Here is a 25559-nt window from a genome sequence, read left to right on the forward strand (position 1 = left end):
CGGGCAAAACGCAATTGTAGCGAAATTCTGCACGTACCCGGCTTTCGCGGGCACTTCAGCTCTCGTATCGGCTCGGCGAGATACCGACCACCCGCTTGAACGCGTGGCTGAAAGCGCTTTCGGAGGCGTAGCCCAGATCGCGTGCCAGCGCCGCGACCGGCACGCCGCCACGACGTAGCGCGTGCTCAGCCAGACGCATCCGCCAGCGGGTGAGGTAAGCGAGCGGCGCCACCCCCGCGACGGCCTTGAACTGCGTCGCGAAGACGGTTCGGGACATGGCGGCGGCCCGGGCCAGCTGGTCGAGGCGCCAGGCGCGGCCCGGCTCGCCGTGCATCATCTTCAACACAGGCCCAAGGCGAGGATCCGCGGCGGCGCGCAGCCAGCCCGCGGGCAATTCGCCGCCCTTGTCCAGATGAGAACGCAACACGTGGACGAACAGCAGATAGGCCAGCTGCGTCGTTACCATCCCTGAGCCCGGGCGGTCTACGTCGCATTCCTCGACCAGACGATCGAGCACCCAGCGCATGACCTGGGCCTCATCGGAATCGCCGCGGACGTGGATCAGGGGCGGGAACGCCTCGTTGAGCATAGACGCGTAAGCGGGATTGATCCGCACATGGCCACCGAGATGCAGCGTCACGTCCTGGCCGCCCTCGCGGGCATTCCCGTCCAGCGGCCTGATCTCAGGGCGCGTCATGCCAGCGAAGAGGGATGACGCCTCGATCGGCGGCTGATCCGGATCACTGGCCATGATGAAGCCTCGTGCCGCCGTCAGGAGGACGACATCGCCCTCCTCCATCCGCAGCGCGGCCTCGCCGCCATCCATGCGCAGCCAGCAGGCGCCGCGTACGGCGGCGAAAAACTTGATGCGGTCCGGCGGCGGGAACCGGACCGCCCACGCGCCGCTAGCGGAGAATCCGCCCGACATGACGGATTCGACGTCGGCCAGCCGAAGGACCTGGGAGATGGGATCGTCGTCCATTCCCGAACGATTGAGCATGCATAAGGGATTTTCAAGCATTCATCGTTCGGCCTCGAGCCCCTACCTTCTCCGGGAGACCCCACCGGACCGCATCCCATGTCGACCCCGCAGAGCCCCATCGCTACCGGATTCAACGCCGCCGCCACCGCCGACGACGTACTGGCCAGCATCGACCTCACTGGCAAGACCGCCATCGTCACCGGCGGCTACTCGGGGATCGGCACCGAGACCAGCCGGGCTCTCCGTGCCGCCGGCGCGCGCGTCATCGTCCCCGCACGGGACGTCGCCAAAGCCCGAAGGGCGCTGGACGGCCTGGACGTCACCATCGAACCCATGGACCTGGCCGACCCGGCGTCCATCGACGCTTTCGCCGCTCGTTTCGTCGCACGAGGCGAACCGCTGCATATCCTCATCGACAGCGCCGGCATCATGGCCTGCCCGCTGGAAAGGGATGCGCGCGGCTATGAGCGCCAGTTCGCGACCAATCACCTCGGTCATTTCCAGCTCGCCATGCGGCTATGGCCCGCACTCGCCGCGGCAGGCGGTGCGCGCGTGGTGTCACTGTCGTCTCGCGGTCACCGCCTCGCGGGCGTCGATCTCGACGACCCGCACTTCGAGCGCCGCGCTTACGATCCGTGGATCGCCTACGGCCAGTCAAAGACCGCCAACGCATTATTTGCGGTTGCACTCGATACGCGCGGCGAAGCGCACGGCGTCCGCGCCTTCTCGGTGCATCCGGGCGCGATCGTCACCGATCTTGCGCGCTACATGAGCGAGGACGACCTCCGCGCGCGTGGCGCCATCGATGACGAAGGCCGACCGGTCGTGGACCTTGCACGCGGCATGAAAAGCGTCGCGCAGGGCGCGGCTACCAGCGTGTGGTGCGCGACGAGTCCGCAACTCGATGGCATGGGTGGCGTCTACTGCGAGGACGTCAATGTGTCGCCCGTCATGCCACCCGTCGATGACGAACTCGCCCTGGGCTTCCAGGCGGTTGGCGTGCGTCCGTGGGCGGTGGACGTCGAAGCCGCCGAGCGACTCTGGACGCTCAGCGAAACGCAGACGAACGTGAGATTTCCGACACACTGAAATGGCATTCAAAGGCGCCGGAAAAAGTATCCGGCGCAACTGTCTCAGCACGGGTCGAATTCCCTGTGTATGAAGTCACGATATCGATGAAAGTGCTTTAAAACTGCAATTTTCCGGCGGTACTATCGGTGCTGACGAAGCCGTCGACATTCAGGAGGCATGAGTCATGTACGTCATCGATAGCATGAGCGCACTCAACTTCTATCCGCATCAATTGCGCTTCGACACCGTGTATGTGCACGACAGGGACAACGTGCGCCGCCATAGCTGGTCACCCGGTTATTACGCACGCAACGACGAGACCCTCTCGCACTACGCGCATTACCTCGATGAGATCGCCACCGGTATCCCCGAGCGCTTGTAAACCACCCCGCCCTTCATGACGAACGCCACGTTAGCCAGCGCGCCGATATCGGTCGTCGGGTCGCCCTGTACCGCGATGATGTCGGCGTCCAGGCCAGGCCTGAGCTGACCGATGCGATCCTGCTGACGCATCACGTTCGCGTCGATGGAGGTGGGCGAGCGGTCGCTCGAACGCGTTGCTTTTGTAGGGTCTCAGCGCCAAAAGTCGAAGGTTTCGTCTCGACCACTCAAGAGCCTATTGTCCGGATCTTCGCCCCTCAGTACGTTTCACCACCGTACTCGAACAGGGGCAAGAATGAAGTACCCAAGCCTCACAATCTATCTGGCCGAGATCGCAGTCGCAGCCGCGATTGTGTCCCTTCCAGAAACAAGGGCTAGCGCTCCGATTGTCTTTGGTATTGCGTTCCACGTGAGCACAAGCTTTCTAGTCGCGCCCCTGCGAGCCATCGTGTCGAAGCACCTCGCGAACGAAGCCGGAACCAAGCGCCTGCGAGAAATATATGGAACGGCAACCGCCGTGGTCGGAGGGCTACTCGCTACGAGTATTGCGTTGAATTACGCGCAGTGCACGACGCTGCTCACTTGCCTGGTCTTTGAGTGCATCCACTGCATTGCAAGATCTTCTCGCACTACCTCGACGAGGTATCCACCGGCATCCCCGAGCGTTTGTAAACCACCCCGCCCTTCATGACGAACGCCACGTTCGCCAGCACGCCGATATCCGTCGTCGGGTCGCCCTGTACCGCGATGATGTCGGCGTCCAGACCGGGTTTTAGCTGACCGATGCGATCCTGCTGACGCAGCACGCTCGCATCGATGGAGGTCGCAGCCAGCAATGCCTTCGCCGGCGACATGCCGTCGCGTACCATCCACTCCAGTTCCTTGTAATTCTGTCCGTGAGTGAAGACACCCACGTCGCTACCGTGGCCTATCGTCACACCGGCATCCATCGCCAGCTTGAATGCCCGGGCCGCCTTCTGCATCGACTCCGTCGGCGGTTGGCCCGGCTTCCAGCCACCGAAATATTCCGACGTCGCGGCACTGGCCTCGAGGGTCGGCATGAACGCCACGCCGTGCTTTTTCATCAGCGCGAAAACTTCGGGTGTTCCTTCGTAACCGTGCTCGATCGTGTCGACGCCCGCCATGACGGAACGACGCATGCCTTCGGATGTGGTCGAGTGGACGGCGACGGGCAGGCCCATGGCGTGAGCGGCATCCACGGCGGCCTTCAGCTCTTCTTCGGTGAACGTCGGCATCGAGCCCTTCGCCTTGCCGCAGTGATAGTCCGCGTAGAGCTTGATCCAGTCGGCGCCATGGGCAGCCTGGTCGCGCACGGCATCGAGCATCTGCGCCGTGCCGCTGACCGGAATCGCGCCCTGCGGCAAGTCCATGTCGTCGCGAAAGCCCAGCGGGCCCGGGCCGTAGCAGTGCGCGGCGATCGTGGCGCGCGTGGCCACATACAGATGGGGTCCCGGGATCACGCCCTTATCGATCGCATGCTGCACGTCGACATCGGCGTAGCCGGCGCCTTCAGTACCGAGGTCTCGTAGCGCCGTGAACCCCGCCATCAAGGTATCGCGGGCGTGCTGCACGGCTTCGATCGTGCGGAAGGACAAGGTCTCCTTGAGTACCTGGTCGTTCCAGGAGGTCTCGTTGTACGGGTGCAGGAAGATGTGCGAATGCGCGTCGATGAGTCCAGGCAAGAGCGTCGTCCCGGGTAGATCGATGGTCTGTGTGCCGGCGGGAACGGTGACGTCGTCGGGCGCGCCGACCGCCAGGATGCGCTCGCCCTGCACCAGCACGACCCAACCCGAATGAGTCTTCTCGCTGCGGGCGTCAAAGACGCGGTCAGCCTTAAGCAGCCACGTTGATTGCGGAGCGGCTTGCGCTGACGCTATTTCCTGCGCCACCGCACTGGTGGCGAGCAGCAAACCGATCACACACGCGAGCCCTGCTCGCAACCCCACAGACCGTGCCATAGATTCCCCCGTGTAAATCGATTATTCGCCAGGATGATAGGTGCGTTCGAAGTGGCCCTGCAGATCCTCTGGCCAGAAATACACTTTACGCAGGTTGCCCGTGGTGTAACGCTCCGCCTCGTCGTTGAAATGCTTCGACGCAGGATCACCGCTCTCACCGCCCGCAGTGATCGCGCGGGCGCTCACTTTGTCACCGAACTCGACCACCGCGATGAAGCTATTGCCGCTGGTTCCGTAATAGCGCTTCGTTCCCGGCCAGCGATGCGCACCGAAGGAGGCGAGCGAACCCCAGCGCGACGAGGTAAAAGGCACCGGGATGCTCGGTTTGCCGTCGTCGAACTCCTGTTTGATCGCACCGTCGACACGTTGATACCGGTTGACCTCACCCCAGGGCACACCCCAGCTACCGAAGTCCTTCTGCAGACGATCGACCGCTTCGGATAGCGCGGCGAGCCTCACGTCGGGCCCCGCCTTCTCCGCCATCCTGTCGTAGACACTGAGCCCCTCTTCGGAGTCGAGCTTGCTCGCCTTGTCCCAGAGGATGTCGCCCCAGAACACCGCCAGTGACGTCGGCATCGACGTGACGCCCCAGCGATAGTCCCAGGTACGCAGGAGGCCGATCGGCCCGGCCAGGGTCTTCTTACGTGGGTCGGACGACGGCAATGCGTCGTAATCGGCGATCAGGATCGGCAACTGTCGGGCGAAGGCCGGGAGATACGAATCGAACGCCGCGTCAATCAACGACGCCTGCGTGAAATCGTGTCGTCCCGTCAGTACGCGCGTCGCATGCAGGCCACGCGGATTCTCGCCAACCGCGTCCATGTAGCGCGGAAAGTCAGCCTGCTTCGGACTGTCGGTGCCCGCTGCTGAGTACGGCCAGTCGTTGGTGTTGAAGATCCAGCCCATCGGCGGGTCGAGCAGGTGTGGCGCCTTGTCGAGCGGCAACAGGCTCTTCCAGTCCGTCGCCGGATCGCTGCCGTCGACCGGCTTCGTATAATCGAAGCGGTTGTCGCGGTTCGGGATGAACTGCGGATGCAGGTACGCGATGTGGCCCTTATCGTCTGCGTAGATCGTGTTGTTCGACGAATTTGCCTTGAGGTCCGCGACCTTCATGTACGCGGCGTAATCGTTGGCCTTGGTCCGAAGCCAGCTCTGCTGCAGTGCTTCGAGCGGCTTGTTCATCAACGCAAGAGCAATCCACTTATCGCCCTCGGCACGCACAATGGGACCGTGGTGCGTGGCGTACACCGTGAAGGTACGCGCGGCGCGCGAGCCATCCGCCGTGCGATACGGTACGGCGACGTTGCGCGACGTGACCGGACGAAGCTCACTCCCGTAACGGTAGAAGGGCTTGCCGTCCTTCTGCACGATGGTCTCGGCGAATTCGTCGACAACATCGGCACCGGTCGACGTATGCATCCAGCCGATGTGCTTGTTAAAGCCCTGATAGATGAAGAACTGACCCCAGGTCACCGCGCCATAAGCGTCGAGACCCTCGTCGCTGGACATCTGCAACTCGGAGCGGAAGAAGAACGAGGTATGCGGATTGATCAGCAGCAAGGCATGACCGTTCGTCGTCAGCTTCGGCGCGATGGCGATGCCATTGGAGCCCGTGGGCTCCCACCAGCTGGAGGGTGGCGTGAACTGTGCCAGGGCACCTTCCGGGTCCTTGCCATAGAAGGCCTGCAAGCCCTTCGTCGATGCACGCTCGATGTCGCCGCCGATGCTGCCTTCGCTGAAGCTCAGCGCCATCCAGGGTTCGAAATGCGTGATGACCCGCGGATGCACGTCCGGATGGGTGGCCAGGTAGTCGTTCAGTCCGTCCGCCCAGGCATTCATCAGCGACTTGAGCCACGCGGGGCTGCGCGCATAGAGCGCCTTGAGATCGTTCGGGTCGACGAAAAGTTTCTGGCGCAGGTCCTGCCACAGGGCCGACTCCCCTTCCGCTTCCGCCAGTCGACCGAGCGAGACCAGATAGTTGGTCTCGACGCGGTTGAAGTCGTCCTCGGCCTGGGCATACGCCATGCCGAAAACGGCATCGGCATCCGTCTTGCCATGCACATGGGCGATGCCCCAGTCATCGCGCTGGATGGTGACCGCGCCCGCCTCGTGTTTCCAGCGAACCGCATCGTCGGCGGCCTGGACGGACGATACGGCCGTCAGCGCCAGAAGCAGGGGCAGACACAACCAGAGGCGACGTACGGACATGCATTCCCCTTGGTAACCATAAGAATATCTAATCAACACGATAACGGGATAGTCATTCCCATTATGGCGATGCGCTATTAGCTTCACACGGATAAATCGAGGAAGCGCGCCATGTCGACCTATCCACGCAGTTTTTCCCATATCGGCCTCTCCGTCACCGATCTGGACGCCGCCGTCACCTTCTATACCGAGGCCATGGGCTGGTACCTCATCATGCCGCCGACCACGATCGAGGAAGACGACAGCGCCATCGGCGTGATGTGCACCGACGTATTCGGCGCCGGCTGGGGTTCGTTCCGCATCGCGCATATGTCCACGGGCGACCGCGTGGGCGTGGAGATCTTTCAGTTCCGTAACGCGCAGCGCCCGGACAACAACTTCGAATACTGGAAGACCAGCGTCTTTCATTTCTGCGTGCAGGATCCTGACGTCGAGGGTCTGGCGGCGAAGATCGTCGCCGCGGGCGGCAAGCAGCGCATGCCCGTGCGCGAATATTTTCCCGGCGAGAAGCCCTATCGCATGGTCTACATGGAAGACCCGTTCGGCAACATCCTCGAGATCTACAGCCACAGCTATGAGCTGACCTATTCCGCGGGCGCGTACGGCAAGGCAGCGGACGCATGAACACGATGAGGCTCTTCGACGCCTATGACCTCTCGGGCGTACCGCTGAAGAATCGCGCGGTCATGGCACCCATGACGCGTGCGCGCGCCCCGGGCTATGTGCCCACGGACGATACCGTGCGTTATTACCGCCAGCGCTCCGGAGCCGGCCTGATCGTCACCGAAGGCACGCCGATCTCGCGGGAAGGCAATGGCTTCGTCGACTGCCCGGGCCTGTGGAACGACGAGCAGGTGACGGCCTGGCGCAAGGTGACCGACGCGGTGCACGATCTCGGGGGCGTCATCTTCACGCAGATCTGGCACGTCGGACGCATGTCGCACACGTCGCTCCAGGAAAACGGTGCGGCACCGGTAAGTTCCACTAAACGTCCGGCCGCCGGTTGCACGGCGTTCGGTTATGACGCGGACGGCAACCCGGCTTTCGTTGCCGCCAGCACGCCGCACGCGCTTGGCACCGACGAAGTGCCGCGCGTGGTCGCCGATTTCGCGCGCGCGGCGACCAACGCCGTCGCCGCCGGCTTCGACGGCGTGGAAATCCACGGTGCCAACGGCTACCTCGTCGAGCAGTTCATCAACGGCGCCGTCAACGACCGCACCGATGCCTATGGCGGCGACACGGTCGAACACCGCGCACGCTTCGCACTCGATGTCGTGGATGCGTGCATCGCCGCCATCGGCGCCGCGAAGGTGGGCATTCGACTCTCGCCATTCGGACGTCTGCATGACCTGGGCGACTTCGAAGGTGAAGAGGAGACCTTCCTCTATCTGGTACGTGAACTGGGCAAGCGCAACATCGCGTATGTCCACATCATGGATCAGGCCAGCCGTGGCGCACCCGCCATGCCGGATGGGTTCCTCGCGAGATTCCGGGCCGCCTATGGCGGCACGCTGATCCTTGCGGGCGGCCTCGACCTCGCAAAGGCCAACGCGATGATCGCGGACGGGCTGATCGATCTGGCCGCCTTCGGGGCGCCGTATATCGCCAATCCCGACCTCGTCGATCGTTATCGTCATGGCTGGCCGGTGGCCAAGGCGGACCAGGCGACATATTACGGCGGCAATGCGCGGGGTTATACGGACTACCCGTTCTACGGGGCCACAAACGCGGTCTAACGCACGAAGTAACCCGTGGCGGCCGGTAGAGCCGGTGGGAGCCAACCCTGTTACCGTGAGGCGTGGCTCAGTCGTTCGCGAGCGAGTGCCACGCCTTCGCGACTGAGATCACAGTCGCGCATCCGTTGAATGATTCTGACGGAGGCATCGGCACTATCGAGGAAGACAAACCATTCCTGAAGCATGCTGTATAGCCCTTCGTCGACCCGAGCCAACATCGCACGCCACTCATCCCCAGGTCCAGCGCACAGCGCAAGAGTTTGGCTAAGTTGATCGAGGGAGTCCGCTAGCCCCGTTGCCATCATTCCCGGCGCTGCCTCCTCCTCAAGCTGAAAGCTCATCGAGCTTCTGTCAAAGCCCGTCACCATGAGCAGGGCGCTGTCTCGCATAGCACTACGGTCGCCTGCGCACTGGGCAAGCAATACCTGCTGGAAGAGCTCAAGAGCCTTACTCGCGAAGAGAATATCCACGCCTCTGGATCCGACAAGCGGACGGCCGCCGAAGAAAATTGTCGCGGTAGCGGTCTCACTTTTTTCGTTGAGCGCCGCTTCGAGGTCCGCCTCGATCGCCTCTATCCTGCATTTGTATTGCAAGATGGCTAGCGGGTCACGATAGGCGCGAGCAGACCGAAGCATGTCGCGTGCCGCTCCAAGGTCGGCGCGTAGCCACTCTATGTTTGAGAAGTTACTCACTATTTAATCCTTTCGTTGCTAAGGCGAGCTCATCAGAATCGACAAGATCGACCTGAAGCATGCCCTTCCATCGATTGCTTTCACGACGGTGTGAGAACAGTCCGTGCCAATAGGTTATCTGGCGCATGAGCCACAATGATCGTGCATCGAGGTCGATGCAATAGGCATCACATCGGAACATCAGCTTGGTCCGATGCGCCGCGAACAGGTCGCCGCGCTCATCCATCGCCGTCCACCAGGCTTCGTCTCGCCGGAGATGGCGCGGGCGACGCGCGAACGTGACGACATCGATGTCGCGCGGACAACGATTTTCGGTTCGCTCGACGTCTTCGACGAAGCTGCCGTCGAGCCACTGGAAACCGTCGACGATGCCGAAGCCTCGGAGGGCTTCGCGATAGCGCAAAAGGCCGTCGAATAGCTCTTTTCGGGCAGGAGACGTAGCCAGGCGCTCGTGAACTTCACGGAGGCTCACCGGATACGGAGAGCGCCCATCTATCGCCTGGGCGCTGCCTGTATAGGGCGGAAGGACGCCCGAGAAATCGAATGCCGGAATCATGGCCCCGCCGTCCGTGAAGTGATCGGCTGAGCATGCGTGTGAGCAAAGTTCTGAACGACCAGCGTCGGCCGATGCTGTGAGTAGGCTTTGCCCAGACCGGCGGCCCAGCTTGCTGCGCGGACAGCGCTGGTTTGCCCGATTCGCAGGTGTTTGCACGCCGATGCAGCGGTAAATTGTCGCTTTGGCACGGCAGAATGTAGCACCTCCAGCAGCTTCAGCACCTCTGCTACCTCGACCTCGGCAAGTTGACGACGTGGGCGTCGGGCTCGATGCACATCACGCTCAACGATCGACCGGGGCCATGCTGCCGCTGGAATTGGACATCCACTTCATCGCACCCGGTCGGCCCGAGGCGGATGAACTTAAGCTCAGCGGCTATCTGGATACGTCGCGGGTGGCGCGCGAAGGACAAGCGGGACGCGTGAGCGGCCGATCCGGGTTCTACGCGATCGGGTCTCAGAAGGTTTTCCACGAGCCAGGAGACACACGCCGCGGGCTGACCATGGCGGCCGAGTGGATGTGGGCCGACCGCCATAGCACCCGGATCACCCGCTGGTATTCGCTCGATGCGATGTATCGGGACCCCTTCCCCGGCCTGCCGGCACGAGCCGGATGCGGTGGCTATCGGCGCGCAGCTGATGGCGACCTTCTGAGCGCCGATTGCTTCAGGTCCGATGTGCCAGCGCGTAGTCGAAAGCCGCGCGCACCGCCGCCACCTGGGCATCGTTGCACTGCTGAGGCGTCGCGCGCGGGCTGTCCGGATAGACCTCGGTGGTCGTGACATAGCGGGCGTTGGTGATGCCTGCGCAGAGCCCGAGTTTTTTGACGTCGTATTCGATCACGCCCGGCGCGACGACCGGCGAGCCGATGATTTCGCCCTGCGCATCGGCGGGTGCGATATGGGTGACCTTGGCGACCGCCTCGATGATGGCGTTCTGGAACGCCGGCTGCGGGTTGCCTGAATCGTCGACGAGGTAGAACCCGTCGGGGATCTCACCCGGCTCGTAATCGACGCCATCGCGCGCGGCCAGTGCCGGGCGGAATTCCGATTCGTCGGAGTCGGTGGTCTCGTGCAGATCGATGTGCACCAGCACGGCATCGACGAGCGGCGCCAGCAGTTCGACCAGCGCGGCCGACTCCGCCGCCGGGCTGTCGACGACGAAGTTGCGGTTGGGGTCGATCGCTTCCGGGTTCCAGCGCAGGATGCGCTCATAGGCCCACGGGCTCACGCAAGGCACGACCAGAAGGTTGGCATGACCGGCGTAATCGTCGCCATGCTCACGCACGAACTGCAGCGCGCCTTCGACGCCACTGGTCTCGTATCCGTGTACGCCACCGGTGACGAGCAAAACGGGAAGCTGGTCGTTCCAGCCACGGCTACGGATCGCCAGCAGCGGGTATTCGCCTTCCGCATACATGAGGCGGCCGTATTCGCTCACATCGAAACGTTCGTGCAGCGGCTCAATGGCACGCAGGACGTCATCCGCGTAGGTACGCGTCTTCACCTGACGTGCGCGCCAGGCGGCAACGTCAGATGCGTTCCAGGGCTGACCGGGCGTGCCGACGGGGTATGCAGGGGTATTCATGGTGGGGTGGCTCATTCGATGTTCTGCACCTGCTCACGCATCTGCTCGATCAACACCTTGAGCTCGACGGCGGCGTTCGTCGTACGCGAATCGACCGACTTCGACCCGAGCGTATTCGCTTCGCGGTTGAATTCCTGCATGAGGAAGTCGAGACGACGGCCGACCGGCTCTTTCAGCGCCAGCACGCGACGTGCCTCGGCGATATGGGTGGTCAGGCGATCCAGCTCTTCGTCCACGTCGACACGCGTGATCTGCAGCACCAGTTCCTGCTCCAGACGGCCCGGCTCCACCGGCTGCCGGATATCGGCAAGGCGTCCCTCGAGGCGGGCGCGCAGGGCGGCCTGGATCTCCGGCAGCCAGACGCGGACGTCGGCCACGATCTTCTCGATGCCGTCCAGACGTTCTTTCAGCATCTCGCCCAGCTTCTGGCCTTCACGGGCGCGGGTGTCGTTGAGGGCAACCAGGGCTCGCTCGAGCACGTCCAGCAGGGCGACCTGCAGGGCGTCGGCGTCGGTTTCCGGCTGCTGGAGCACGCCCGGGAAGCGGAGCAGTTCCGTGAACTCGATGGTCATCCGCGGGAAGCGCTGCTCGAAGTCCAGCGCCAGCTCGGACAGGCGCGCCAGCACCGCGCCGTTGACCTGCGGGCCTTCCGCCGCACCGGCCTCGGCGCGCAGGCGCACCGTGATATCGACCTTGCCACGGGACAGCCGGGCGCCGATCCGCTCGCGCAGGGCGCTCTCGAAGCCGCGCATGTCCTCGGGCAGCCGGGGGCTGATCTCGAGGTACCGGTGGTTCACGGTACGCAGCTCGCAGGTGAGCGTGCCGGACGGGCCGGCGCGCTCGGCGGAGGCGTAAGCGGTCATGCTGCGGATCATCGAAGGCTCGCTTGCGCTGGAGGAAAGGGCGCAATGGTAAACTGACCCACCGCCCGCGCCCAAATCAGGCTCTCCATGACTTTCTCCCGCCCGAGCGGACGCGCAGCCGACCAGCTGCGCCCCGTCACCATCGAACGCCACTACACCCGCCACGCCGAGGGCTCCGTCCTCGTGTCGTTCGGCGACACCAAGGTGCTGTGCACCGCGTCGATCGAAGAGCGCGTCCCACCCTGGCTGCGCGGCAAGGGCGAGGGCTGGGTCACCGCCGAGTACGGCATGCTGCCCCGCGCCACCACCGACCGCACGCAGCGCGAAGCCGCGCGCGGCGGCCAGGGCGGCCGCACCATGGAAATCCAGCGGCTGATCGGCCGCTCGCTGCGTGCCTGCGTGGACCGTGCCGCCCTCGGCGAGCGCGTCATCACGCTGGACTGCGACGTGATCCAGGCCGACGGAGGCACGCGCACGGCCGCCATTACCGGTGCCTACGTGGCCCTGGTCGACGCGGTCGCGACGCTGACGAAGCGCAACGCGATCAAGCGCAACCCGATTCTCGGCGCCATCGCCGCCGTGTCGGTAGGCGTTTACAACGGCGTGCCGGTGCTGGATCTCGACTACCCCGAAGACTCCAACTGCGATACCGACATGAACGTCGTCATGAACGACGGTGGCGGCTTTATCGAGGTTCAGGGTACGGCCGAGGGCCACGCGTTCCGCCGTGACGAGATGAACGCGTTGCTCGACCTGGCCGCCAAGGGCATCGACGAATTGGTGGCCGCGCAGCGCGCCGCACTCGAGACCGCCCCGTGACCGAGGTCCGTGCCGCCACGGCCGCCGATCTCGACGCCATCGTCGCCATCCACCGCGCCGCCTTCGGGCGCGACGCGGAGGCGACACTGGTGCGCAAGCTGGTCGACGCCGGCCGCGCCACGGTGTCACTGGTCGCCGTCGATGACGAGGACACGGTGATCGGTCACGTGCTGCTGTCGCCGGTCTCGATCGAAGAAGGCGACGACGGGAAGTCGCTGGGCCTGGCCCCCGTCGCCGTGCACCCCGACCACCAGCGCCAGGGCATCGGCCATGCGCTGATCGAGGAAGGCATCGGCGCGTGCTTCGTGCAGGACGCGCGAGCGATATTCGTGCTGGGCTCGCCCGCGTATTACACGACGTTCGGCTTCGGCAAGGCGTCCGCGCATGGCCTGCACGATGCATCCGAGGGCGGCAACGCGTTTCAGGTGCTGCCGCTGACGATCGAGGGACTGACCGGCTATCGCGGACGCGTGGACTACGCACCCGAGTTCACGGCCGGAGATCTCTGAACCATGCGTTTCGTACTTGCATCCGGTAACGCCGGCAAGGTCGTGGAACTGGAACAGCTGCTCGCCGGCAGCGGTGTCGAGCTGGTCGCGCAGACCAGCCTCGGCGTCAGCGACGCGGACGAGACCGGCCTGACCTTCGTCGAGAATGCGCTGATCAAGGCGCGCCACGCGGCGCGTATCACCGGACTGCCCGCGCTGGCCGACGATTCGGGCATCTGCGTCGACGCGCTGGACGGTGCCCCGGGCCTGTACGCCGCACGCTATGCCGGCACGCACGGCGACAGCGCCGCCAACAACGCGAAGCTGCTGCGCGAGCTCGACGGCGTGCCGTCCGACAAGCGCACGGCGTATTTCATCGCCGTGCTGGTGGTGCTGCGTCATGCGGACGACCCCGCGCCGCTGATCGCCGAAGGCCGCTGGTATGGGCGCATTCTCGAGGCGCCACGCGGTGAGGGCGGTTTCGGCTACGACCCGCTGTTCCTGCCCGACGGCTACGACGTCAGCGCGGCGGAACTCGATGTCGCCCTGAAGAATCGCCTCAGCCATCGCGGCCAGGCGCTGGACGTGCTGAAGGCGCGCTTCGCCGAGCTCGCATGACGCTGATCCCGCCGCCGCTGTCGCTTTACGTCCACATGCCGTGGTGCGTGCGCAAATGCCCGTACTGCGATTTCAACTCGCACGGCGTGCGCGGCACACCCGAGTACGCGACGTATGTCGACGTGCTGCTGGCCGATCTCGACGCGGATCTGCGTGACATGGGCGAGGCGCTGCACGGCCGGTCGATCGGCACGGTGTTCTTCGGCGGCGGCACCCCCAGCCTGTTCTCGCCCGAGCTGGTCGGACGGTTTCTGGACGGCGCCAAAAAACGCTTCGCGTTCGCGCACGACGCCGAGGTCACGCTGGAAACCAACCCGGGCACCGTCGAGCACGGCCGCTTCGACGGCTACCTCGCCGCGGGCGTGAACCGCATTTCCTTCGGCGTGCAGAGTTTCGACAACACCAAGCTGCACCGTCTGGGTCGCATCCACTCCGCGAGCGAGGCCGCCAACGCGGTGCGCAGCGCGCAGGACGCCGGACTGGACAATATCAACATCGACCTGATGTACGCCCTGCCCGAGCAGGACCTGGCGGGCGCGCTTGACGATGTCGACAAGGCCATCGCGCTGGCACCGACGCATATTTCGCACTATCAGCTGACGCTGGAGCCGAATACGGCGTTCGCCGCCAACCCGCCGCCGCTGCCCGATGACGATGCCGCCTGGGCGATCCAGGAAGCCTGCGAGGTTCGCCTCGCGGAGGGCGGCTACGGACAGTACGAAGTGTCGGCTTATGCGCAGGCTGGCCGCCGTTGCGCGCATAACCTGAACTACTGGCGCTTCGGCGACTACCTCGGCATCGGTGCCGGGGCACACGGCAAGATCAGCGACGCCAGCGGCGTGCGCCGTCGCTGGAAAACCCGCCTGCCTGCGGCCTATCTCGCGTCCGCAGGTCAGCCGGCGCGTATCGGTGGCGACGGCTACGTCGGTGCGGACGACCTGCCCTTCGAATACATGTTGAATGCGTTGCGCCTGATCGATGGCGTGCCCATGGCCGATTTCACGCAACGGACCGGGCTGCCGCCGGAGACGATCGCGCAGGGTCTCTCGCTCTGCCTCCGGCGCGGCTGGCTGGTGGACGACCCGTCGGTCCTGCGCACCACCGCGCTCGGCCAGCGCTTTCTCAACGATGTGATCGAAGCGTTCATGGCGTAACGGTTAGCGCCCGCCTACTCCATAAGTGGTAAGCCGTAAGCCCGCCATGGTTTCGCTGGCGTCGCACCCGCCCGCACACCTAAACTTCCTGCGAAGGTCGGGGAGGACCTTAAGTCATGACACCAGGCACGCCGCCGTACGGCCGGACGGGACCGCATCCCGTCGCCCTGTCGCCGCGCGCCGAGCGCGAAGCGCAGCAGGGTCTGTCGCTTTGCCTGACGTGGCTGGACATGCCCTTGCGGGAGTCGCTGCGCGATTTCGACCGGCGCCTGTTCGCGTCCGCCGAGAGCAGCCGCAACCATCTCGAGCAACAAGCGTGCTTCGAGAGCCGCACCATCGTCGAACGCGATGGCCCGGCGTTCCGTAACCGTTTCGCGGCCTGCCTGTCGGAGCGCTTCCGCCATCTGGGCGAGAGCGCGGAGCACAAACCGTCTCTGGCCGGTCAGCTGACCACGGGGCTCAGCCTCGTCGATCCCGAAGAGCAGGAAATCGAGGACGCGCTGGCCAGCATGGCCGCTCGCGGTGAAGCGCGCAGCGCGAGCAGCCTGTTCGAACTGGGTTACCGCCTCGCGGTGCTGGCGGGAACCCCGCCACTGGAAGGCGAGGCGCTACCCGCCGGGCCGCGCGCACTGGCCGCCGCACTGAACGCCGCGGTCAAGCCGATGCCGTTGACCACCGCCCATCGCCTTCTGCTGTTCCACGCGGTGGACGCACGCGTGCTGGCGCAGAGCGAATCGTTCTACGGAGCGCTCAACGAGCACTACCGTACACGCGGCATCCTGCCCGGATTCCGTGTCTACCCCAACGTGCGCGTCGCATCCACGCCGACGACCGAGCGCCGGTCGAAACCGGGCGAGCCCGTGGCGGGAACCGCGACGACGCACGATGCATCCGCCGCGTCCACGGCGACCGCGGAGGGCCACATCGGAGTGCTCGAAAGTCTGCGCGACCTGCTGACCACGCGCGTGCAGACGGGACGTGGCGGCGGTTTCGCTCCAGGCCGTCTTGCCTCCGACGACGAACTGCAGACCGCGCTGCTCGCCCTGCAAGGTCACGTGAGTGACGTCACCGACGCGGCGCAGCGGGAAATCCGTAGCGCCCAGGCCTTGCGCGACGAACTGCTCACCCAGCTCAACCGCAGCCGGCCGGCCGGCTCCCCGCTTGCTGAACTGTCGCAGGAACAGGGCGACACGGTGGAGCTCACCGCCCTCCTGTTCCAGAACCTGGGCCAGCAGGTCGCCGCCGGCAGTCCGGCACGCGCCGTCCTGGGCGGACTGCAGTGGCCGATGCTGCGTGCCGCCGTCAACGATCGCGGCTTCTTCGACCAGCCCGAGCACCCCGCGCGCCAGCTGCTCGATACCGTGAGCGAGGCCGCACACCAGTGGCTCGATCCGGCCGAAGGCGAGCCGGATGCGGCACTGGTCGACCGCCTCGAGCGACTCGTGGTCGAAGCCAGCCACGCGCAGGTGATCGACCCCGCGTGGCGCGCGGACATCGAGAAGCAGATCGCCATGCTGGCGCGCAAGGCGCATGTCGCCGAGCGCCGGCAGATCGAAGCGATGGAAGGTCGCGACCGTCTCGAGCGGGCGCGCCAGCGCGCCACCGAGATCATGGGTGAGCGCATGACCGGCGACGCGCCGCCACGCGGTGTCCTGCGCATCCTGCTGGAACGCACGTGGGCCGACGTGCTTGCGCTGCACATCCTGCGCGGTGGCGAGAACGGCGAAGCTTTTCTTCACTGCCTCGGTGTCACCGATCAGTTGCTCGGACGCCGGCCGATCGCCGATGTGCAGAAGCTGCGCGTGGAAGTCGAACGGGGACTGGAACATCTGGGCATGCATCCCGCGGAAGCGCTGCAGGTCGCTGGCGGACTGTTCGAGCCGTCGGGACGCGAAGCGACCGATGCCGATCTCACGCCGACCGACGTGGCCGTACGCCTGAAGCAGCGGCCGCGCCTTGGCGAAGGCACGGCGCACGGCGAACCGGTCCCCGCCGTCGAGCCGACGCCCATGGACGGCGCCGCGCGGCGCGTCTACGGCGGTTTCGCCACGCTTCGCTTCGGTACATGGTTCGAATTCACCCAGCCGGACGGCAGCCAGACCCGGCGCAAACTGGCGTGGTTCTCGCCAGCCACCGGCCGCTGCCTGTTCGTGAACCAGCGCGGCGGCCGTGCCGACGATATCGACCTCACCCGCCTGGCCCGCCTCGTCGCCACGAACGAAGCGCGTGAGTGGAGGGAGCAACGCGTGTCGCTGATCGATCGGGCCTGGCAGGCTATCGCGCGCAACCTGCGTCGCGACAGTGACGACACCCGGCGCAAGGCGGGTCACGCATGAACCGCGATTTCGAACAACGTCGCGCACCGCGCAAGCGGGCCACCTCACCCATACCGATCGTGGACGTCATGACCGAGCGCGTGATCGGCCAGCTCGGCAATCTCTCGGCCACGGGACTGATGCTGCTGGGCCCTCATGCGCCGCGCAGCGGTGCCGTCCACCAGGTGGCTTTCATGCTGCCGGGCGCCCAGCACGGCGAGCATCGCGTCGAGATCGGCCTCCAGGAACAGTGGCACGAACCGGCGGCCGCCGTCGGCCAGTTCTGGTCCGGCTACCGCATCGTGGCCGCGAGCGACGACGACGTTCGCGCCATCGACGAGTGGATCGGACCGCCACCGGACTGAACGGAGCCATTTGTCCATGCTTTACGACGCCCCGCGCGGAGAGTCAACATCGCTCCTTATGAGCGACGCCACCACGATCCTGGTCGATACCGAACTCGAACGCGACGATGCCGCGGCCGCCGCCGTCGAGCTGTATCGGCGCCTGGTCGGCGAAGGCAGTATCGCGCCGCTGCCATCGAACCCGTCCGACCCCTGTTTCCCCGTGCTCGACGATCCGCTGTTCGCCGAGAGCGGCGTGCGTGCGATCGGCCTGCATGCCAGCGGTCATCGCTGGCGTGAGGACGGCACGGGCGGCGCCATATTGATCGATGGTGGTCGTGAGAATGGCATTTTCTGCCCCTATGACGGCAGCTTCTGCATCCGCTGCCCCGAATGCAATCAGCCGCTCGCGCCCGGCGACGATGGCAGCGAAGCCCTCGAGGAAGCCCTGGCGGTGTGGTGCGAAGCGCCCGATTCCGCCTACGTGGCCTGCCCCTCCTGCGCCAACTGGACCCCGCTGACCCAGTGGCGCTCCCCCGGTCACGACTTCGCGGTGGGCCATTTCGCCATCACCCTCTACGGCGCCCATGTGCGGTCCCTCACCGGCGCGGGCGCCGATCACGCGGCGACGCTGCTCCGCCACCGGCTCGGCGATCTGGCCAGCGACTACGCCGTGGTCTTCGCCCGGGGCTGATAGCGCTCCCCGGGGTTGGCTAGGTGCGCACGGAGGCGCACCATTGACGTTTGCCCCACTCCCCTTCCCCGGAGATCACGATGAACGACGCGCTTGCCGCGCTTTACCCCCAGCACCTCGCGACCCTGCGCGAGCGCACCGACACCGCCCTGGCGCGCGGCGGCTTCGAGCATCTGGTGGTGCCCGCCGGCCGGCCGATCACCAAGTTCCTGGACGACCAGGACTACCCGTTCATCGTCAATCCGCACTTCAAGCACTGGCTGCCACTGGTCGACGCGCCGGGTAGCTGGCTGGTCTACACCCCGGGCGAAAAACCGAAGCTGGTCTTCCTGCAGCCGCGTGACTACTGGCACGTGGTGCCCGAAGCGCCGACCGGTTACTGGGTCGACCACTTCGACATCGTCGTCGTGCGTAAAGCGGCCGACGCCATCGCCGAACTGCCGGGACTCGCACGCAGCGCGGTGATCGGCGATCAGCATTGCGGCCTCCAGGACATCGTGGCGAACAACCCGCCCGAGGTCATCGACCACCTGCACTATCACCGTGCGTTCAAGACGCCGTATGAGCTCGAACTCATGCGCGAGGCCAGCCGTCGGGGCACGCGTGGTCACCGCGCCGCCGAGCGTGCCTTCCGGGAAGGCGCCAGCGAACTGGGCATTCATCAGGCCTACCTGGCCGCCGTCGGCCAGCTGGACGCGGAGCTGCCTTACGCCAGCATCGTCGGCCTCAACGAGCACGGCGCCGTTCTGCATTACACGAACTTCGACCGCAGCGCGCCGGCCGACAGCCGCTCGTTCCTGATCGACGCCGGTGCCAGCGCGTCCGGCTACGCCAGCGACATCACGCGCACGTATGCAGGCAAGAACGCGGGTGAATTCCAGGCACTGATCGATTCCGTCGATGCCGCCGAGCAGTCGTTCGTCGCCAGGGTGCGTGCGGGCCAGAGCTACCCGGAGCTGCATGTCCATGCACACCACGTGCTCGCGGGCGTCTTGCGTGAGCACGGCTTCATTCGCATGAGCGCCGAGAGCGCGGTCGAATCGGGTGTATCGTCCGCCTTCTTCCCGCACGGGCTGGGTCACGGCATCGGCATGCAGGTGCACGACGTCGGCGGCTTCCAGGCGGCTGAGACGGGTGGCACGATCGCCAAGCCCGAAGGTCATCCATACCTTCGTCTGACGCGCAAACTCGAAGCCGGGATGGTCGTCACCATCGAGCCGGGCATCTACTTCATCGACATGCTGCTGGCCGAACTAAAGGACAAGCCGTTCTCGGGCGACATCGACTGGGCCAGGGTCGACGCCTTCCGCAAATACGGCGGCATCCGCATCGAAGACGACGTGGTCTGCACCGCGAGGGAGCCGGAAAACCTGACCCGCGACGCCTTCGCCCTCCTGTAGGAGCGCGCCTGCGCGCGACCGCACGACGGTCGCGCGCTACACCTTCAGATAGATCGCACGCCGGTCCATCCAGCGCACGACACCCCACCAGATCGTCACGAACACCACACCCCACGCCGCCGAAGGAACATACGGGCCGAACAGCGGCGTCATCCACGACGCAAAAGCGATGCGGTACAGGGGCGCCGTGACACCCAGGGCGATGAGCAGGTAAACCATCAGCCCGGAACCCGCATAAGCCGCGATGGCGTTCTTGCCAAAGGCTCGGCCTGGAAGGCGCCAGCCACGCCGATCCACCAGCACGTGAGCCAGGGACAACAGTGCGAACGACACCCCGGCCGTCCAGAGCACGTAGCTTGGTGTCCAGAGGTTCTTGTTAAACGGCCAGACCGCCTGTAGAAGCCAGCCCGCCACGGCGAATACGACCGCGGCCACAAGCAGCTTTCGCAGCGCGCCCGTGCGCAACCACGCCCCGGCGCGCATGCCGATCAACGTGGTCGCCAGCGACGGAAGCGTCGCAAGCAAGCCCTCCGGATCGTGACCACGCCCCGTCGCGGGATCGATGACGTAAACGAAGGGTCCGAATACCGTACTGTCGACCTGGCTCGCCCAGTTGGTCCATGGCGACATGCCACCGGCCAGCAACAGTCCCCCGTACAGAACGAGCAGTCCAACGCAGACGATGTCCCGAGTCACTGCCCGTGCGTAGATCGCTAGCAACGAAGCGAAAGCGAAACAGATACCGATCCGCTGCAGAACGCCCGGAAGACGCAGATGCGCCTCCGGAATGGCGAGCCACCCGATGAGGTTCAACGCCAGTCCCAGGCCCACGATACGCAGCGCACGGCGAAGGGCGGCATCGCGGATCGGCGCCTGCACGGCACCAGCTTCGACACGCGGCACGATCGCCAGCGCGATCGACACGCCGACGATAAAGAGGAACAGCGGAAAGACCAGATCGGTGGGTGTGCAGCCGTTCCATTCGGCGTGCTCGAGCGGCCACCAGACGTGGCCCCAGTCGCCGGGGTCGTTAACCAGAAGCATGGCCGCAACGGTGAGGCCGCGAAGCACATCGACCGAGCCGTAGCGCATGGTGTTCGGCGTCATTCGGAACGTGTCATATCGATGGTCAGCGCTCCAGCGCATCCGGTGATTTCGGCACCATCGCCGTCATCACATCCGGCGCGCCCTTCGTGACCGCCACGTCATCCTCGATGCGGACACCGATACCTCGCCAGCGCTCCTCGACGCGTTTGTCGTCAGGCGGCACGTAAATTCCAGGCTCGACCGTGACGACCATGCCCTCTTCGAGAATGCGCGGCTCTCCATCGATGCGATAGTCGCCGACGTCGTGGACATCGAGACCGAGCCAGTGCCCCGTCTTGCTCGGGAAATACGGCTTATAGCTGCCTTCCGCAATCACGCGATCAGTGCCACCTTTAAGTATCCCGACAGCGCAAAGACCTTCAGCGATAATTCGCACGGCCGCGTCGTGCGAATCGGCAAAGGAACGCCCCGGACGCACCGCGTCGATAGCCGCCAGCTGCGCCTCATGCACGATATCGTACAGCGCGCGCTGCTCCGTCGTGAAACGACCACCGACAGGGAACGTACGCGTGATGTCGGACGCATAGCAATCGACTTCCGCGCCGGCGTCGATCAGCAGCAGGTCGCCCTCGCGCAGAACCGCACGGTTGGCCTGGTAATGCATGATGCAGGCGTTGGCGCCGCCAGCCACTGTCGGGGGAAAGGCGGGAAACGCGCCCTTGCCGCGAATCGTGCGAAGGATCTCACCTTCGATTTCGTACTCGGCAACGCCGGGTCGCGCGATCGCCATGGCCGCAACGTGCGCCGCCCCAGCCACCCCCGCCGAGCGACGCATCAGCGCCAGTTCGTCTTTCGACTTGAACAGCCGCATGTCGTGCAGCAGGTGGCTGAGCGCGACGAGGTCTTTCGGCACCACCCCGCCGCCACGTGCGGTGCGTAAACGACGCATCCATGCGAGCAGCCGTGCGTCGAAGTCGGGCTCCTGACCGAAATGGCAGTAGACCCGTGCGCGCCCCTCGATCATCCCCGGAAGGATGTCGTCGATATCGTCGATGGGAAAGGCATCGTCCAGACGAAGTTCGCGAGCCGCACGATCGGTGCCCATGCGCTCGCCATCCCAGCGTTCGCGCTCGGCATCGCGCTCGCGGCAGAACAGCACGGTTTCGCCGTGCGCTCGCCCCGGCAGCAGGGCGAGCACGGCTTCCGGCTCATCGAAGCCGGTGAGGTAATGAAAGTCCGAGTCCTGTCGGTACGGCCACGGGGCGTCGGCATTGCGCATGCGCTCGGGAGCGGCGGCAAGGATCACCACCGCGTCCTCACCGGTCATACGCATCAGCTCCCGGCGCCGCCGGGCGTACTCGGCCGCGGCGATCAATGCAGGGTGTCGTTGGCCGGTCGGGAGGCGCGGCTGAGTTCGGCGTGCAGCAGCATGGCGCCAGCGCGAACGAATTCTTCGAGCTCGGTCAGGCTTTCGTCGTTGACGTCGTCGTCCGCGTCGAACTCGAACTCCGTGGTGGCGATGCCGGCCATGTCCTGCAGCACTTCCTTGGCGTCATCGCTCATGCCCCGGTTGACCTCGACCGAGCCGCCGAGGCCGAAACCGCCCAGGAAGCCCTGGACCCAATCGGTCAGGCCCTCCGCGCGTTCCGGCACGGGTGCGTCGTCATCGGGAAGCCACGGCGAAAAGGTCAGCTCGGGGTCGGCCAGCCACTCTTCCGTCTGATGGCGAAGCCGGGTCAGCATGGCCTGCTCGTCCGCATTGGGTGCGGGATCGGGCTCGAATTCGAGGGCGGACAGCACGGAGCCGTGAGGGAAACGGCCGCCGGCACTTAAGTAACCCACGAGAGAGCCATGAAATTCACTGACCGATATGGACAGCTTGCAACGGGCGATGAGTTCGGCGATCTCTTCCGGATCGACGGTCTGGTTGGCCGACATGGCGGGTACTCCTGGGAAACTGAGCGGTCAGTCTAATGCAGCGGCCTTCACGCTGCGCCTGCCTTCCGCTTCACGGATTGCCGACAGCGCGAAAACGTCCTGTTATAGTCCGCGCATGACGAACCCGGACGCCTTCAAGACTGAACTGGAAGCCCTGAGCGCCACGCTCGACCGGCTCGTCGACACCGTTCGCCGTCTTACCGAGGAAAACCGCAGTCTGCGGCACAGCCAGGAACAGCTGGCGAACGAACGTGCGGGGCTGATGGCGCGCAATGAACAGGCGCGCAGCCGCGTGGAAGCGATGATCCAGCGCCTCAAGGCGCTCGAGAACACGGGCTGATACCTCCTTATGAATGCCACCGCCAGCGAACCGGTATCCCTGCGCCTGCTCGATCGCGAGTTTCACATCGCGTGCGCGCCGGAGGAACGTGACGGCCTGATCGACGCCGCCCGGTTTCTCGACGGCAAGATGCGTGAGCTGAAGTCGCATTCCAAGGCGCCTGGCTTCGATCGCCTGGCCGTCCTGGCCGCCGTCAGCATCGCCCACGAGCTGCTTTCGCTCAGAAAGGAGCACGGCTCGCAGGAACAGGTGCTGACCGACGGACTGGCCGCTTTGCGCAGAAAGCTTGATGGTCTGCTCGACGCACCGGTAAAATGACGGCAGGCGTTCCCTGCGGTGTTCGCCAGCGCACTTTACATTTGCCTTGTTCCTACATACGACCCCGGGTCGGCTTTTGGTGGCTGTTGTGCATGTCCGCCTTCGTGCGGAAAGCCTTGATGCCGCCTAGCTCTCCCACCTGATCCTTTGGATCAAGGTCGTTTGGTGCGCAGCGGCATCGCGGAGAACGCCTCTCCCTATTTAGCCGGTCGGTCCGCAGGGGCCGGTCAGCGCCCCCACCGCGGCTGATCGTCCCATGTCAAAGCTCCCCGAGAGACGCGAACTTCGAGCCGACCTCGTCCAGCGCCGACGCCAGCTGAAGCCGGCCGAGCGTGTCGCAGCGGCCCAGGGTCTGCGCCATTCGCTCGAACAGCTGCCGGAATTCCTCACCGACAAGCACGTCGCCGGCTACTGGGCCACGGGCGGCGAATTGCCGCTGAACCTGGCCATCGCCCCGCTCGCCGAGCGCGGGCAGACGTTCTACCTGCCCATCGTGACCAAGTCGGGTGGCAAGCGCCGTCTGACCTTCGCACCGTGGACCACGGGCGAGGATGTCGAGGCCAACGAAATGGGCATCCCCGAGCCGAAAGCCTCCGGGCACGTCGTCGAGGCCGCGAAGCTGGACCTCGTGCTGGTGCCGCTGCTGGGCTTCGACCGCAAGGGCAACCGCCTCGGCTTCGGCGGCGGCTACTACGACCGCAGCTTCGAATTCCTGCGCGATCAGAAGCGCCCGGCACAGCCCCTGCTGGTCGGCGTGGCTTATGACTTCCAGGAACTCGACGGTATCGAGAGGGCCGAGTGGGATATCCCGCTCGACTACATCGCCACCGACAAGGAGCTCATCGACTGCACGGGCCCCGCCGAATGAAGTACTGGCTCATGAAGTCCGAGCCGGACACCTTCTCGATCGACGATCTGAAACGCAAGGGTGTCGAGCCCTGGGACGGGGTGCGCAACTATCAGGCGCGCAACTTCATGCGCGACGGGATGAAGGTCGGCGACAAGATCTTCTTCTATCACTCCAATACCGACGTACCCGGCATCGTGGGCATCGCATCGGTGGCTTCGTCCGCGTATCCGGACGAGAGCCAGTTCAACGCCAAGTCCAAGTATTACGACGAGAAGAGCACGCGCGAAGAACCGCGCTGGATGCTGGTCGACGTGAAGTTCGAGCGCAAGCTCGCACGCACCATCTCGCTGGACGAACTGAAAAACCGTGACGAACTGGCGGACATGCCGCTGGTCCGCAAGGGCAACCGGCTGTCGGTGATGCCGGTAGCCAAAGGCGACTGGGATTTCATCCTCAAGCTGGAAAAAGCATGAGCCAGGACAACGAGAAGCGCCTTGCCGCCGAAACCGCCGCCTTCCGCTACGTGGGTGAAGGCCGTTTCAAGGGCGGCATCATCGGCGTGGGTACCGGTTCCACCGTGAACTTCTTCATCGACGAACTGGCCCAGTACCGCGACCGGATCAAGGCCGCCGTCTCCAGTTCCGAAGCCTCCAGCGATCGCCTGCGCAAGCTCGGTATCGACGTGCTGGACCTGAACGCCGCCGGCCGCCTCGACCTCTATGTCGACGGCGCCGACGAGTGCGATCCGCAGCGACGCCTGATCAAGGGTGGCGGTGCCGCGCTCACGCGCGAAAAGATCGTCGCCGCCGCCTCCGACAAATTCGTCTGCATCATCGATGCGAGCAAGCAGGTCGACGTGCTGGGCAAGTTTCCACTACCCATCGAAGTGATCCCGATGGCGCGTAGCCATGTGGCGCGCGAGATCGTCGCGCGTGGCGGCCAGCCGGTGTGGCGCGATGGCGTCGTGACCGACAACGGCAACTGGATCCTCGACGTGCACAACTGGCGCATCGCGAATCCCGTGGAACTGGAAGCGGATCTGAATCAGATCGTCGGCGTGGTGGCTGTGGGGTTGTTTGCGAAGCGGCCCGCCGATGTGGTGATCGTGGGCAATCGCGAGATCTGAGAAGGCCTGGCGATAGCCTGGCGCCTGCGGATCATCGCGAACACAGGTACCCTC

27 protein-coding genes and 1 other RNA gene are annotated in these 25559 nt (G+C 65.1%); 18 read left to right on the forward strand and 10 right to left on the reverse strand.

The annotated features are described in order from the left end of the window. Nucleotides 1-55 precede the first annotated feature (55 nt). Nucleotides 56-982 carry an AraC family transcriptional regulator gene (locus tag BLT40_RS15325; protein ID WP_090354958.1) on the reverse strand — a complete coding sequence of 309 codons (927 nt, stop codon included), beginning with the start codon at nt 980-982 and terminating at the stop codon, nt 56-58. Between the two features lie 96 nt (nt 983-1078). On the opposite strand from BLT40_RS15325, the gene BLT40_RS15330 reads away from it, so the two are divergent. Together BLT40_RS15330 and BLT40_RS15335 are read left to right on the forward strand one after the other, a co-directional pair. Next, nucleotides 1079-2071 carry an oxidoreductase gene (locus BLT40_RS15330; RefSeq protein ID WP_090354684.1) on the forward strand — a complete coding sequence of 331 codons (993 nt, stop codon included), beginning with the start codon at nt 1079-1081 and terminating at the stop codon, nt 2069-2071. Between the two features lie 166 nt (nt 2072-2237). Next, complete coding sequence (locus tag BLT40_RS15335; protein ID WP_090354686.1) at nt 2238-2435, forward strand: hypothetical protein; 198 nt, start codon at nt 2238-2240, stop codon at nt 2433-2435. Nucleotides 2436-3063: 628 nt separating this feature from the next. Here BLT40_RS15335 and BLT40_RS15340 read toward each other — a convergent pair. Together BLT40_RS15340 and BLT40_RS15345 are read right to left on the reverse strand one after the other, a co-directional pair. Then, entirely contained in the window at nt 3064-4374 is a 1311-nt protein-coding gene (locus BLT40_RS15340; protein ID WP_255364032.1) for an amidohydrolase family protein, read from the reverse strand. Nucleotides 4375-4434: 60 nt separating this feature from the next. Next, nucleotides 4435-6621: a penicillin acylase family protein gene (locus BLT40_RS15345; RefSeq protein WP_090354690.1), complete on the reverse strand. Its 2187-nt coding sequence runs from the start codon at nt 6619-6621 to the stop codon at nt 4435-4437. 111 nt (nt 6622-6732) lie between these two features. Here BLT40_RS15345 and BLT40_RS15350 point away from each other — a divergent pair, with 111 nt between their 5' ends. Together BLT40_RS15350 and BLT40_RS15355 are read left to right on the forward strand one after the other, a co-directional pair. Then, nucleotides 6733-7245, forward strand: coding sequence for a lactoylglutathione lyase family protein (locus tag BLT40_RS15350; RefSeq protein ID WP_090354692.1), 513 nt, complete (start codon nt 6733-6735; stop codon nt 7243-7245). After that, nucleotides 7242-8357: an alkene reductase gene (locus BLT40_RS15355; protein ID WP_090354695.1), complete on the forward strand. Its 1116-nt coding sequence runs from the start codon at nt 7242-7244 to the stop codon at nt 8355-8357. Before BLT40_RS15350 ends, BLT40_RS15355 begins: the two co-directional genes overlap by 4 nt. Before the next feature lie 50 nt (nt 8358-8407). On the opposite strand, the gene BLT40_RS15360 is transcribed toward BLT40_RS15355, so the two are convergent. From BLT40_RS15360 to BLT40_RS15375, 4 genes are all read right to left on the reverse strand, one after another. Further along, on the reverse strand, nt 8408-9049 hold the full coding sequence (locus tag BLT40_RS15360; protein ID WP_036116232.1) for a hypothetical protein: 642 nt from the start codon (nt 9047-9049) through the stop codon (nt 8408-8410). Next, a complete protein-coding gene (locus tag BLT40_RS20125; protein ID WP_143025900.1) occupies nt 9042-9605 on the reverse strand; it encodes a DUF6932 family protein in 564 nt (187 codons plus the stop codon). Before BLT40_RS20125 ends, BLT40_RS15360 begins: the two co-directional genes overlap by 8 nt. A 665-nt stretch (nt 9606-10270) precedes the next feature. Beyond that, nucleotides 10271-11191, reverse strand: coding sequence for a M14 family metallopeptidase (locus tag BLT40_RS15370; RefSeq protein WP_090354697.1), 921 nt, complete (start codon nt 11189-11191; stop codon nt 10271-10273). Between the two features lie 11 nt (nt 11192-11202). After that, nucleotides 11203-12066: a YicC/YloC family endoribonuclease gene (locus tag BLT40_RS15375; RefSeq protein ID WP_036116235.1), complete on the reverse strand. Its 864-nt coding sequence runs from the start codon at nt 12064-12066 to the stop codon at nt 11203-11205. Between the two features lie 75 nt (nt 12067-12141). On the opposite strand from BLT40_RS15375, the gene rph reads away from it, so the two are divergent. The 8 genes from rph (at nt 12142) to pepQ (ending at nt 19886) form a co-directional block, all read left to right on the forward strand. After that, a complete protein-coding gene (rph, locus tag BLT40_RS15380) occupies nt 12142-12873 on the forward strand; it encodes a ribonuclease PH (RefSeq protein ID WP_036116236.1) in 732 nt (243 codons plus the stop codon). Further along, nucleotides 12870-13382, forward strand: coding sequence for a GNAT family N-acetyltransferase (locus tag BLT40_RS15385; protein ID WP_036116239.1), 513 nt, complete (start codon nt 12870-12872; stop codon nt 13380-13382). The genes rph and BLT40_RS15385 overlap by 4 nt, the downstream gene beginning before the upstream one ends. A 3-nt stretch (nt 13383-13385) precedes the next feature. Beyond that, entirely contained in the window at nt 13386-13979 is a 594-nt protein-coding gene (gene rdgB / locus BLT40_RS15390) for an RdgB/HAM1 family non-canonical purine NTP pyrophosphatase (protein ID WP_036116240.1), read from the forward strand. After that, nucleotides 13976-15133 carry a radical SAM family heme chaperone HemW gene (hemW, locus tag BLT40_RS15395; RefSeq protein ID WP_090354699.1) on the forward strand — a complete coding sequence of 386 codons (1158 nt, stop codon included), beginning with the start codon at nt 13976-13978 and terminating at the stop codon, nt 15131-15133. Before rdgB ends, hemW begins: the two co-directional genes overlap by 4 nt. 116 nt (nt 15134-15249) lie before the next feature. Then, nucleotides 15250-17469 (forward strand): DUF1631 family protein, encoded by a 2220-nt coding sequence (locus BLT40_RS15400; protein ID WP_090354700.1) that lies wholly within the window; start codon nt 15250-15252, stop codon nt 17467-17469. After that, entirely contained in the window at nt 17466-17813 is a 348-nt protein-coding gene (locus BLT40_RS15405; protein WP_090354701.1) for a hypothetical protein, read from the forward strand. The genes BLT40_RS15400 and BLT40_RS15405 overlap by 4 nt, the downstream gene beginning before the upstream one ends. 58 nt (nt 17814-17871) lie before the next feature. After that, a complete protein-coding gene (locus BLT40_RS15410) occupies nt 17872-18486 on the forward strand; it encodes a hypothetical protein (RefSeq protein ID WP_090354702.1) in 615 nt (204 codons plus the stop codon). A gap of 80 nt (nt 18487-18566) precedes the next feature. Then, nucleotides 18567-19886 (forward strand): Xaa-Pro dipeptidase, encoded by a 1320-nt coding sequence (gene pepQ / locus BLT40_RS15415; protein ID WP_090354704.1) that lies wholly within the window; start codon nt 18567-18569, stop codon nt 19884-19886. Between the two features lie 36 nt (nt 19887-19922). On the opposite strand, the gene BLT40_RS15420 is transcribed toward pepQ, so the two are convergent. The 3 genes from BLT40_RS15420 to BLT40_RS15430 are packed head-to-tail and all read right to left on the reverse strand — an operon-like array spanning nt 19923 to nt 22871. Next, nucleotides 19923-20993 (reverse strand): acyltransferase family protein, encoded by a 1071-nt coding sequence (locus tag BLT40_RS15420; protein ID WP_255364033.1) that lies wholly within the window; start codon nt 20991-20993, stop codon nt 19923-19925. A gap of 22 nt (nt 20994-21015) precedes the next feature. Further along, nucleotides 21016-22308 (reverse strand): aminopeptidase P N-terminal domain-containing protein, encoded by a 1293-nt coding sequence (locus tag BLT40_RS15425; RefSeq protein ID WP_090354707.1) that lies wholly within the window; start codon nt 22306-22308, stop codon nt 21016-21018. Further along, nucleotides 22305-22871 (reverse strand): UPF0149 family protein, encoded by a 567-nt coding sequence (locus BLT40_RS15430; protein ID WP_036116256.1) that lies wholly within the window; start codon nt 22869-22871, stop codon nt 22305-22307. Before BLT40_RS15430 ends, BLT40_RS15425 begins: the two co-directional genes overlap by 4 nt. A gap of 115 nt (nt 22872-22986) precedes the next feature. Between BLT40_RS15430 and BLT40_RS15435 the strand changes: the two genes are divergently transcribed. The 6 genes from BLT40_RS15435 (at nt 22987) to rpiA (ending at nt 25505) form a co-directional block, all read left to right on the forward strand. After that, nucleotides 22987-23211, forward strand: coding sequence for a TIGR02449 family protein (locus BLT40_RS15435; RefSeq protein ID WP_036116258.1), 225 nt, complete (start codon nt 22987-22989; stop codon nt 23209-23211). Between the two features lie 9 nt (nt 23212-23220). Beyond that, nucleotides 23221-23529 (forward strand): cell division protein ZapA, encoded by a 309-nt coding sequence (locus tag BLT40_RS15440; protein WP_036116260.1) that lies wholly within the window; start codon nt 23221-23223, stop codon nt 23527-23529. A gap of 7 nt (nt 23530-23536) precedes the next feature. Then, nucleotides 23537-23720: non-coding RNA, 6S RNA (ssrS, locus tag BLT40_RS15445), on the forward strand. Nucleotides 23721-23785: 65 nt separating this feature from the next. Further along, nucleotides 23786-24397: a 5-formyltetrahydrofolate cyclo-ligase gene (locus BLT40_RS15450; RefSeq protein ID WP_090354709.1), complete on the forward strand. Its 612-nt coding sequence runs from the start codon at nt 23786-23788 to the stop codon at nt 24395-24397. Beyond that, on the forward strand, nt 24394-24852 hold the full coding sequence (locus BLT40_RS15455; protein ID WP_036116262.1) for an EVE domain-containing protein: 459 nt from the start codon (nt 24394-24396) through the stop codon (nt 24850-24852). The genes BLT40_RS15450 and BLT40_RS15455 overlap by 4 nt, the downstream gene beginning before the upstream one ends. Then, nucleotides 24849-25505 (forward strand): ribose-5-phosphate isomerase RpiA, encoded by a 657-nt coding sequence (gene rpiA, locus BLT40_RS15460; RefSeq protein ID WP_036116263.1) that lies wholly within the window; start codon nt 24849-24851, stop codon nt 25503-25505. Before BLT40_RS15455 ends, rpiA begins: the two co-directional genes overlap by 4 nt. The last annotated feature ends 54 nt before the right edge of the window (nt 25506-25559 follow it).

It is taken from the genome of Dyella sp. 333MFSha (assembly GCF_900102405.1).
Taxonomy (GTDB): Bacteria; Pseudomonadota; Gammaproteobacteria; order Xanthomonadales; family Rhodanobacteraceae; genus Luteibacter; species Luteibacter mycovicinus.